Genomic DNA, 8013 nt, shown 5'->3' with positions numbered 1-8013 from the left:
CCCAGCACGCGCGGTATAAGCCGGACCGTCGCGTCGATCAAGACCTGAGCGGCGATCTCTCCTCCGGTCAGGACATAGTCGCCAATGCTGATTTCCTCGACATCATGGGCATCCAGAACGCGCTGGTCGACCCCCTCGAACCGGCCGCAGATCAGGGTGACGCCGGGGCCTTGCGCCAGGGCACGGGCCCGCTCCTGTGTCAGCGGCCTGCCGCGGGGCGACATGTAGACAACGGGAAGGGCGGAACCCCCGCCGGCCTGGCGCAGGGCAGCGTCCATGACATCGGCGCGGATCACCATGCCGGCCCCGCCGCCCGCGGGCGTGTCGTCCACATTGCGGTGCTTGCCCATGCCGAACTCGCGCAGCGGGATCGTTTCAAGGTTCCACAAACCCTGCGCCAGCGCCTTGCCTGTCAATGACAGGCCGAGGATGCCGGGAAAGGCCTCGGGAAACAGCGTGATGATGCGCGCGGTCCAGGCACCCAGAACCTGCGGTTCGTCCATCAGCACGCGCGGCCGCAGGCTGGGCTTGATCGACAGGCGGCCGTGGGACTTGGGCGCCGTGGTCATGCGTCGTCGCCGTTGTCCGCGCCGGGCGGGTCGGCCACGATCCGACGCGCGGCCAGGTCCACGGTCGGGACGATGGCGCGCGTGAAGGGCAGCATCAGGATCTCGCGGCCGCCCACGATCTCGAGGATGTCGCCCGCGCCATGGTCATAGATCGCGCGGACACGGCCCAGCGGCTGGCCGCCGGTGTCCACGACATCAAGGCCGATCAGGTCGGCGTGATAGAATTCGTCATCGGGCAGAGAGGGAAGCGCGCTGCGCGGCGCCCAGAGGGTCACGCCCTTCAGCGCCTCGGCATCCTCGCGCGTGGCCACGCCCGACAGGCGTGCACCGAGGCCGCCCGTCACCGCACGCGTCAGGCTGACGGTAAAGATGCGGCGGCCGTCCTCGGAGGTAAGAGGGGCATAGGTGATGATGTCGGCGGGTTCGGCGCAAAAGCTTTTCAGCCGCACCTCTCCGTGGACCCCGAAGGCTCCGGCAATCGCGCCGACGCAGATGCGGTCTTCCGTCATGTCACACCTTTGCAAAAGGAAAACTGGCGGGGTCGCCCCCGCCAGTGCAGATCATTCGGCGTCGGCCGGGACGGCAGCCTTGGCGGCCTTTTCTTCGGCACGCTTCTTGGCTTTTGCGCCGGGCTCGGCCTTCTTCATGTTGGCGCGCTCAGCCTTGTCCTTGACGCCGGCGGCCTCTAGGAAGCGGGCGATACGGTCGGTCGGCTGTGCGCCCTGGCCCAGCCAGTACTGCACGCGCTCGATGTCCATCTTCACGCGGTCTTCGCTGTCCTTGGCCAGCAGCGGGTTGTAGGTGCCCAGCTTCTCGATGAAGCGGCCATCGCGCGGCATGCGCGAGTCGGACGCGACGATCGCGTAGTGGGGGCGTTTCTTGCTGCCACCACGGGCGAGGCGGATCTTCATGGCCATTCGGTTTTCTCCTTTGAAATGGCAGGTCAGGGGTGCGATGTCCCCTAGGACTGGTACTGCTCGTGATGCCGGATCACTTCGGCGATCACGAAGTTCAGGAATTTGCGCGCGAACTCGGGATCGAGATCGGCCTCGCGCGCGAGGCGTTCCAGCCGTTCGATCTGCTGCGCCTCGCGCGAGGGATCGGACGGCGGAAGGTCATGCCGGGCCTTGAGACGGCCAACGGATTGGGTGTGCTTGAAGCGTTCGGCCAGCGTATAAACCAGGATCGCGTCCAGACGGTCGATGCTGGCGCGGTGTTCCTTCAGCAGGTCGGCGGCACGGGTTGCGACTTCGCTCATGCACGGCCCTCCTTCGGATGGCGAAAGACAAGACAGGGCTTGTCCCAGGCGGGCTGCGCGGCCAACCGGTCGCGCCGCGCCCCCAGGCGCTCGGCCAGCGCCACCGACCGGGTGTTGTCGGGGTCAATATAGCTGACGGCGGTTGTCCAGCCGAGCGTCGTGAAGGCATGGTCGCGTGCGGCTTGCGTGGCCTCGTGAACCAACCCCCTGCCTTCGGCGGCCGCCGACCAGACGGTCCAGCCCAGTTCCCGCTCGGGCCAGCCTTCCGGGAACCAGGGGCCCGACATGCCAAGCGGCGTGTCATCCCCTTTCAAGGTGAACACGAACATGCCGAATCCGCGCATCGCCCAGTGCCCGATGACATGGCCAAAGGCGCGCCAACTGTGTCCCGGCTTGTGATCGGGTCCACCACCGACGAAAACCGCACGGTCCGAATGATGAAAGCTGCGCCAATGCGGCCAGTCGCCCCCTTGCGGAGCACGCAGGGTCAGGCGTTCCGTTTCCAGCACCGGAGTGGGGGAGAGCGTGATCATGCGGCACCTGCGACGGGCCAACGGACCCCGGAGGACATCCTGGCGCAGACGATCCCGCCGCCCAAGGCAACGGCCAGAAAATCCAAGGTCCGGACAGGCGCAGGAAAACGGATCATTTCTTGCCGAACAATCCGCCAAGGCCACCCGGCAGGCCCGCGCGGCCCAGCTGCCCGCCCAGACCCTTGGGGTCCTGCAGCAGCTTCTGTGCTTCGGCCATCTTGGCCGGGTCCAAGTTCTCCATGTCGGGCAGGCCGCCGCCCTTGCCGGTCATGGCGCGCATGGCCTGCTTCATCGGCCCGCCCTTGCCCATCTTGCCCAGCTTCTTCATCGTATCGGCCATCTGCTTTTGCATCTTGAGCAGCTTGTTCAGCTCGGACACGTCCAGACCCGCGCCCGCCGCGATGCGTTTCTTTCGGCTGGCCTGCAGCAGGTCGGGATTGGCCCGCTCCTTCTTGGTCATCGAATTGATCAGCGCGATCTGGTGGCGGACGACCTTGTCGTCATACCCGGCGGCCTCGGCCTGCTTGGCCATCTTGGCCATGCCGGGCATCATGCCCATGACGGACTGCATGCCGCCCATCTTCTGCATCTGCTCCAGCTGGCCACGCAGGTCGTTCATGTTGAACAGGCCCTTCTGGAAGCGCTTCATCATGCGCTCGGCCTGTTCGACCTCCAACACCTGCTGGGCTTTCTCGACCAGGGCCACAATGTCGCCCATGCCCAGGATGCGGCCCGCGACGCGCTGCGCGTCAAAGGTCTCGAGCGCGTCCATCTTTTCGCCGAGGCCCACGAAACGGATCGGCTTGCCGGTAATGGCCCGCATCGACAGCGCCGCGCCGCCGCGGCCGTCGCCGTCCATCCGGGTCAGCACGACACCCGAAATGCCGACCTTGCCGTCGAACTCGGTCGCAACGTTCACCGCGTCCTGGCCCGTCAGGCCGTCAACGACCAGGATCGTCTCGCGCGGTTGCGCGATGTCGCGGACCTGCTGGACCTCGGACATCAGGGTTTCGTCGATATGCAGGCGGCCCGCCGTGTCCAGCAGCACGACGTCATAACCGCCGAGACTGGCCTGCGTCTTGGCGCGTTGCGCGATCTGCGGTGCAGTTTGGCCCATGACGATCGGCAGCGTGTCGACGCCGATCTGCTGGCCCAGGATGGCCAGCTGCTCCATCGCGGCGGGACGGTTGGTGTCCAGCGACGCCATCAACACGCGCTTCTTCTCACGGTCCTTCAGGCGCAGGGCGAGCTTTGCGGTGGTGGTCGTCTTGCCCGAGCCCTGGAGGCCGACCATCAGGATCGGTGCTGGCGGGTTGTCGATGCGCAGGGCCTCTGGGGCATCCTCGCCCTGCAGGACCTTGATCAACTCGTCATGGACGATCTTGACGACCTGCTGGCCGGGGGACACGGACTTGGTCACCGCGGCGCCGGTCGCCTTGGCAGTCACCGCCTTGACGAAGTTGCGCGCCACCGGCAGCGAGACATCGGCCTCCAGCAGGGCAACGCGCACTTCGCGCATGGCGGCGGTCACGTCATCCTCGGACAGGGCGCCCTGCTTGGTCAGCCGGTCAAAGACGCCGCCCAAACGGTCGGAAAGGTTCTCGAACATGGCCGGGCCTCCTATGGGTCCAAAACGGTTTTGCCCCCGTGGGCGCAACGCGCTGACGGGGGGCGATCCCCGCATTGGACGGGGACCGGAAGACGGTGCTTCCGGGAATTCAGGGCCTTCTACGTGACAAGACGGGCGATGTCAACGCGCGCCCACGGACTTCAGCCGCGCTTGGTGCCAATGCCCAAGGAAAGGATTACGGTCTCATTCGCCATGTCGGGCGAGAAAGGCTGCACCTGCGTGACACGTGACATCGCCCGTTCCACCGATCGATCCAGTTCAGGATAGCCCGAACTTCCGATAACGGCGATATCCAGGACACGCCCGTCGCGAGCGATCGCAACGGTCAGCATCATCTGGATCGCACGGGAGGGACCGTGCATTTCCAAGGTGGAGTTGGCCCGACGCAGTTGGACCAGCAAGACTGCCTCGGTGGCTCGCATCCATTCTGCGCGATTGGCTGCCTGCTTCTGATGCCGTTCTGCACCGAATGAAGTCTGTGCGACGGCTGGTGCGGCAAAGGCTGCCAACCCGTAGAGGAGTCCGATGATGACAAAGAAGGGGCGCATAAGGCACTGTCCTGAATGGCAATACCTCATACTTAATCGGGATCCTGTCGGCAGAGAAGCAGTTTCTGCGTCGCGGTGTTAGGCCGCGATCTTCTCCAGTGCGTTCTGGGCGCGCGCCATGCCGGCCTCGCGGTCCATGGCCAGCCCGTCTGCAGGCACGAAGGTCACGTCGGTGATGCCCAGAAAGCCCAGCATGTGCCGCAGATAGCCCGAGGCATGGTCGAGGTCCGACCCGAAGGGCGTACCGGCTGCCGTATAGGCCACAAAGGCACGCTTGCCCTTCAGCAGGCCCTCGGGGCCTTCTGCGGTATAGCGGAAGGTGACGCCCGCGCGCGCGATCTGGTCCAGCCAGTTCTTCAACTGCGCCGGCAGCGAGAAGTTGTAGACCGGCAGGCCGATCACCAGCGTATCGGCGGCCCGAACTTCGTCCAGCAGGGTGTTGGATGTGTCGATCTGCGCCTGCTGTCCAGCGGTGGGGGCGTCGGTGCCGACACGGACGGCGTGGAACCAGTCGGTGTCGATGGCCAGCACGCCGTTGTTCAGGTCGCGATAGGTCACGGTCGCATCGGGATTGGCATCGCGCAGGCGGGACACGATGTCGGTGGTCAACTGACGCGAAACCGAGGCGTCGGCGGTGATGGCGGTGTCAAGATGGAGGATGTGCATGGCGTGCTCCGGTGTTGCATTTGGTGTTGAGGCAGATTTAGGTCTATGCATGCGCGAACGGAAGGGCGATAACCGCGCAGGCTTTGTGCGGGGATGCACATGCATATCGACAGTTGGGATGACATACGGGTGGCCTTGGCCGTTGCCCGCACCGGAACGGTCAGCGGGGCTGCCGCGGCACTGGGCGTGCACCATGCCACGGTCATCCGCCGCATCGACACGCTCGAACGTGCCCTGCATGCCCGTCTGTTCCAGCGCCACCCCCGCGGCTATGCCCTGACCGAGGCGGGTCGGGCCCTGCTGGCCGCGGCCGGGGCGGCGGACGAGCGGTTTTCACAGATGGCCGCCCAGATCGCGGGGGCGGGCGACCTGATCGAGGGCGAACTGATTGTCACCTCCTTGCGCGAACTGGCACATCTGGTGATGCCGCGCCTGACGCGCCTGATGCAGGATCATCCGGGGCTGCGGCTGAATTACGTGACCGACGTGCGCCTGTTCCGGCTGGACACGGGCGAGGCGCATCTGGCCATCCGGGCCGGCGCGCAGCCGACCGAACCGGACTATGTCGTGCGGGCAATGGGTCGCACGCACCATGCCCTTTACGCCTCGGCCGATTATCTGCTGCGCCACGGGCCGGTCGATGATCCGCGCAGGCATCGCTTTGCCCTTCCCGGACCCGAGGCGCGGGGTGCGCCATACATGCGCTGGCTGAGCGAACGGATCGGGCCCGACAACATCATCCTGACAGCCAACGACGAAGCCGCACGCGAGGTCGTCATCCGTGCAGGGTTGGCCATCGGTGCCGTTTCCCCCGTGCGGGCCGAAGGATTGGTCGAGGCGCTGTCGCTGCCCGAATGGGATTCGCCGCTGTGGCTGGTGACCCATGTGGATCTGCACCGTACGCCCAAGGTTCAGGCCGCCCTGTCTGCGCTGCGCGAGGCCATCTGACCCGTGTTCAGAGCAGCCACAGTACGAGACCGGTCCCCGCGATCCCCAACGACAGCAGCACCGTCAGAAGCGTGATCCGGCCTGCCGGCTGGTGTCGGGCCTGGTGGCTCGAGAGTCTGCTGCGCGATTTGCGGTTTTCCAGCCAAGCCCCGAGGAAGATCAGCTGCGCCGCCAGAAGAAAGATCGTCGCGACGGCCTTTGGCACCCAGGTCGGCTGGAACGGGCCAAAGACGGCATGCAGGCCCAAGGCCACGGCAGCGGTTGCCAGCCCCGTCCTGATCCAGCCGGAAAAGGTGCGTTCGACCGCAAGGATGGTCCGATCCTCGGCCCAGTCTGTCCGATCCTCGGCCCAGTTCTTGCGGTTGTCGCCGGAATGATCCTTGGAAGCCATGCCGTGACGCTAGAAGCCTCCGGGACGGCAGGCAAGAGGCACGGGCAGGTCATGCAGGTCACGCCGCTTTCTTTCGCCCGTTCCACCCGAACGTTCCAGCCCGGGAACAGGACAGGAGGCGGCCAGTGGCGCTTAGCATCGTCGCCGGGAACAAGAAGGGTAGCGCGAGCAATTCGAAAACCTCAAGGCACGTGGCGACGGCGCTGGTCCGCAGGGGTCATGTCGTAGGCCGGATTTGGGGGTGCGTCAGTGCAGCTTCGGGCGGTATCTTGAAGACCATGGCCCCTTCAGCCTGCGCAAAGGGATCGAGTTGCCGACGCGTGTCATGGGGCAACCGGGTGAAGGACCGGATCCGCTGACGTCCACCTTTCGAATGTCAGACAGCAATGCAGATTCGTCCTGCCGGACCGTCTTGGTTCGCATACGGGCCATGGCTGACGGGTTGCTCACACGACCGAATGACTGCTTTCACAACCCTGACCTGATGGACCGCATGTCGACTGATGGCGAGGTGCTGGGTTCGTCCATTTCTGCCAAGGTGGTCTGGAATGCGCAGCAGATACAGGGCGAAGGCCATCCACTGGTTGGTGCTGCGCAATCAGCTGGGCACGCAGCAGATGCAAAATATGCACAAGGTGGGTGGCGCGCTGGTGTCCCTGTCGCAGCGCGCTGGCTTCGCGTCGCCCCCGCTTATCCAAGTGCATTCTCTGTTCTCGCGCAGGCTGTCGCTGCTGGAACTGCGCAACGGGGGACGGGAACACCTAGCATTTCACAGGTCGCGGTGCGACAGGAGTCGCGCCACCTGATTGCAATGGTGATTCTGCCGGGCATGGCCGTCACCTTCTGATGCACCGGGAACCTTGACCCGCTGCCCGCATTGATTGGGCGACAAACGAAGCGGATAAAGGAGGCCCGACATGGCCAATATTCTGATCGTGGCATCCGACGGGTTCGAGCAGTCCGAACTTTTCGTCCCTCTGGAAAAGCTGCGCGAGGCGGGGCACGATGTGAAGATCGCGGCCCCCGAAACGGGCGAGATCAAGGCTTGGAACAAGGACGACTGGGGCAAGAGTGTCACGGCCGATCTGGCCATCGCCGACCAGTCGCCGGACGGCTTCGACGCGCTTGTGCTGCCGGGTGGGGTGATCAACCCGGACAACCTGCGCGTGGACGAGGGTGCCATTGACCTGATCAAGGCCTTCGCATCTGCAGGAAAGCCCATCGCCGCGATCTGCCATGCGCCCTGGCTGCTGATCGAGGCGGGATTGGCCAAGGGCCGCAAGATGACCGGATTCACTTCGATCCGCAGTGACATCCGGAACGCGGGCGCTACGCTGGTTGACCAGTCGGTTGTCGAGGATCGCGGGATCATCACCAGCCGCAATCCCGACGATCTGGATGATTTCGTGTCGGCGATTGTAAAGGCCGTGGCCTGAACCCCTACCAATGGCATGAAAAAGGCGGCGAGGC

The 8013-nt window shown here is 65.1% G+C and carries 13 protein-coding genes; 4 read left to right on the top strand and 9 right to left on the bottom strand.

From position 1 onward, the window contains the following. The 8 genes from ACLHHB_RS08225 to ACLHHB_RS08190 form a co-directional block, all read right to left on the bottom strand. Positions 1 to 569, bottom strand: a 569-nt coding sequence (locus ACLHHB_RS08225) for a tRNA (guanine(37)-N(1))-methyltransferase (protein WP_410217788.1), incomplete at its 3' end; no start/stop codon positions are given. Continuing rightward, positions 566 to 1078, bottom strand: coding sequence for a ribosome maturation factor RimM (gene rimM, locus ACLHHB_RS08220; protein WP_410217787.1), 513 nt, complete (start codon positions 1076 to 1078; stop codon positions 566 to 568). The genes ACLHHB_RS08225 and rimM, both read right to left, overlap by 4 nt. Positions 1079 to 1129: 51 nt before the next feature. Then, positions 1130 to 1486: a 30S ribosomal protein S16 gene (rpsP, locus tag ACLHHB_RS08215; protein WP_410217786.1), complete on the bottom strand. Its 357-nt coding sequence runs from the start codon at positions 1484 to 1486 to the stop codon at positions 1130 to 1132. A gap of 44 nt (positions 1487 to 1530) precedes the next feature. Further along, a complete protein-coding gene (locus tag ACLHHB_RS08210; protein WP_410217785.1) occupies positions 1531 to 1827 on the bottom strand; it encodes a chorismate mutase in 297 nt (98 codons plus the stop codon). After that, positions 1824 to 2360, bottom strand: a complete 537-nt coding sequence (locus ACLHHB_RS08205) for a GNAT family N-acetyltransferase (protein ID WP_410217784.1) — start codon at positions 2358 to 2360, stop codon at positions 1824 to 1826. Before ACLHHB_RS08205 ends, ACLHHB_RS08210 begins: the two co-directional genes overlap by 4 nt. Positions 2361 to 2472: 112 nt before the next feature. Next, the gene (gene ffh / locus ACLHHB_RS08200) at positions 2473 to 3969 is read right to left on the bottom strand and encodes a signal recognition particle protein (protein WP_410217783.1); all 1497 of its coding nucleotides are present in this window, start codon (positions 3967 to 3969) and stop codon (positions 2473 to 2475) included. 161 nt (positions 3970 to 4130) lie between these two features. Further along, the gene (locus tag ACLHHB_RS08195; protein ID WP_410217782.1) at positions 4131 to 4391 is read right to left on the bottom strand and encodes a TonB family protein; all 261 of its coding nucleotides are present in this window, start codon (positions 4389 to 4391) and stop codon (positions 4131 to 4133) included. A 225-nt stretch (positions 4392 to 4616) separates the two neighbouring features. Next, the gene (locus ACLHHB_RS08190; RefSeq protein WP_410217781.1) at positions 4617 to 5204 is read right to left on the bottom strand and encodes an FMN-dependent NADH-azoreductase; all 588 of its coding nucleotides are present in this window, start codon (positions 5202 to 5204) and stop codon (positions 4617 to 4619) included. 99 nt (positions 5205 to 5303) lie between these two features. On the opposite strand from ACLHHB_RS08190, the gene ACLHHB_RS08185 reads away from it, so the two are divergent. Beyond that, entirely contained in the window at positions 5304 to 6152 is an 849-nt protein-coding gene (locus ACLHHB_RS08185) for a LysR family transcriptional regulator (RefSeq protein ID WP_410217780.1), read from the top strand. 7 nt (positions 6153 to 6159) lie between these two features. Here the strand turns inward: ACLHHB_RS08185 and ACLHHB_RS08180 are convergent, their stop codons facing one another. Further along, positions 6160 to 6543 (bottom strand): YidH family protein, encoded by a 384-nt coding sequence (locus ACLHHB_RS08180; RefSeq protein WP_410217779.1) that lies wholly within the window; start codon positions 6541 to 6543, stop codon positions 6160 to 6162. Between the two features lie 125 nt (positions 6544 to 6668). On the opposite strand from ACLHHB_RS08180, the gene ACLHHB_RS08175 reads away from it, so the two are divergent. The 3 genes from ACLHHB_RS08175 to ACLHHB_RS08165 all read left to right on the top strand — a co-directional run bounded on the left by ACLHHB_RS08175 (position 6669) and on the right by ACLHHB_RS08165 (position 7979). Then, positions 6669 to 6902: a division plane positioning ATPase MipZ gene (locus ACLHHB_RS08175; protein WP_410217778.1), complete on the top strand. Its 234-nt coding sequence runs from the start codon at positions 6669 to 6671 to the stop codon at positions 6900 to 6902. A gap of 144 nt (positions 6903 to 7046) precedes the next feature. Next, positions 7047 to 7349, top strand: coding sequence for a division plane positioning ATPase MipZ (locus ACLHHB_RS08170; protein WP_410217777.1), 303 nt, complete (start codon positions 7047 to 7049; stop codon positions 7347 to 7349). Between the two features lie 111 nt (positions 7350 to 7460). Beyond that, positions 7461 to 7979 carry a type 1 glutamine amidotransferase domain-containing protein gene (locus tag ACLHHB_RS08165; protein ID WP_410217776.1) on the top strand — a complete coding sequence of 173 codons (519 nt, stop codon included), beginning with the start codon at positions 7461 to 7463 and terminating at the stop codon, positions 7977 to 7979. Positions 7980 to 8013: the final 34 nt, after the last annotated feature.

Source organism: Paracoccus sp. (in: a-proteobacteria) (assembly GCF_046462195.1).
GTDB lineage: Bacteria > Pseudomonadota > Alphaproteobacteria > Rhodobacterales > Rhodobacteraceae > Paracoccus.
This window is presented reverse-complemented; position numbering and strand designations above follow the sequence as displayed.

Bases quoted from the DNA above. Each gene is read 5' to 3' on its own strand.
- rimM (WP_410217787.1), bottom strand. From the start codon at position 1,078: ATGACGGAAGACCGCATCTGCGTCGGCGCGATTGCCGGAGCCTTCGGG.
- rpsP (WP_410217786.1), bottom strand. From the start codon at position 1,486: ATGGCCATGAAGATCCGCCTCGCCCGTGGTGGCAGCAAGAAACGCCCC.
- ACLHHB_RS08210 (WP_410217785.1), bottom strand. From the start codon at position 1,827: ATGAGCGAAGTCGCAACCCGTGCCGCCGACCTGCTGAAGGAACACCGC.
- ACLHHB_RS08205 (WP_410217784.1), bottom strand. From the start codon at position 2,360: ATGATCACGCTCTCCCCCACTCCGGTGCTGGAAACGGAACGCCTGACC.
- ffh (WP_410217783.1), bottom strand. From the start codon at position 3,969: ATGTTCGAGAACCTTTCCGACCGTTTGGGCGGCGTCTTTGACCGGCTG.
- ACLHHB_RS08190 (WP_410217781.1), bottom strand. From the start codon at position 5,204: ATGCACATCCTCCATCTTGACACCGCCATCACCGCCGACGCCTCGGTT.
- ACLHHB_RS08185 (WP_410217780.1), top strand. From the start codon at position 5,304: ATGCATATCGACAGTTGGGATGACATACGGGTGGCCTTGGCCGTTGCC.
- ACLHHB_RS08180 (WP_410217779.1), bottom strand. From the start codon at position 6,543: ATGGCTTCCAAGGATCATTCCGGCGACAACCGCAAGAACTGGGCCGAG.
- ACLHHB_RS08170 (WP_410217777.1), top strand. From the start codon at position 7,047: ATGGCGAGGTGCTGGGTTCGTCCATTTCTGCCAAGGTGGTCTGGAATG.
- ACLHHB_RS08165 (WP_410217776.1), top strand. From the start codon at position 7,461: ATGGCCAATATTCTGATCGTGGCATCCGACGGGTTCGAGCAGTCCGAA.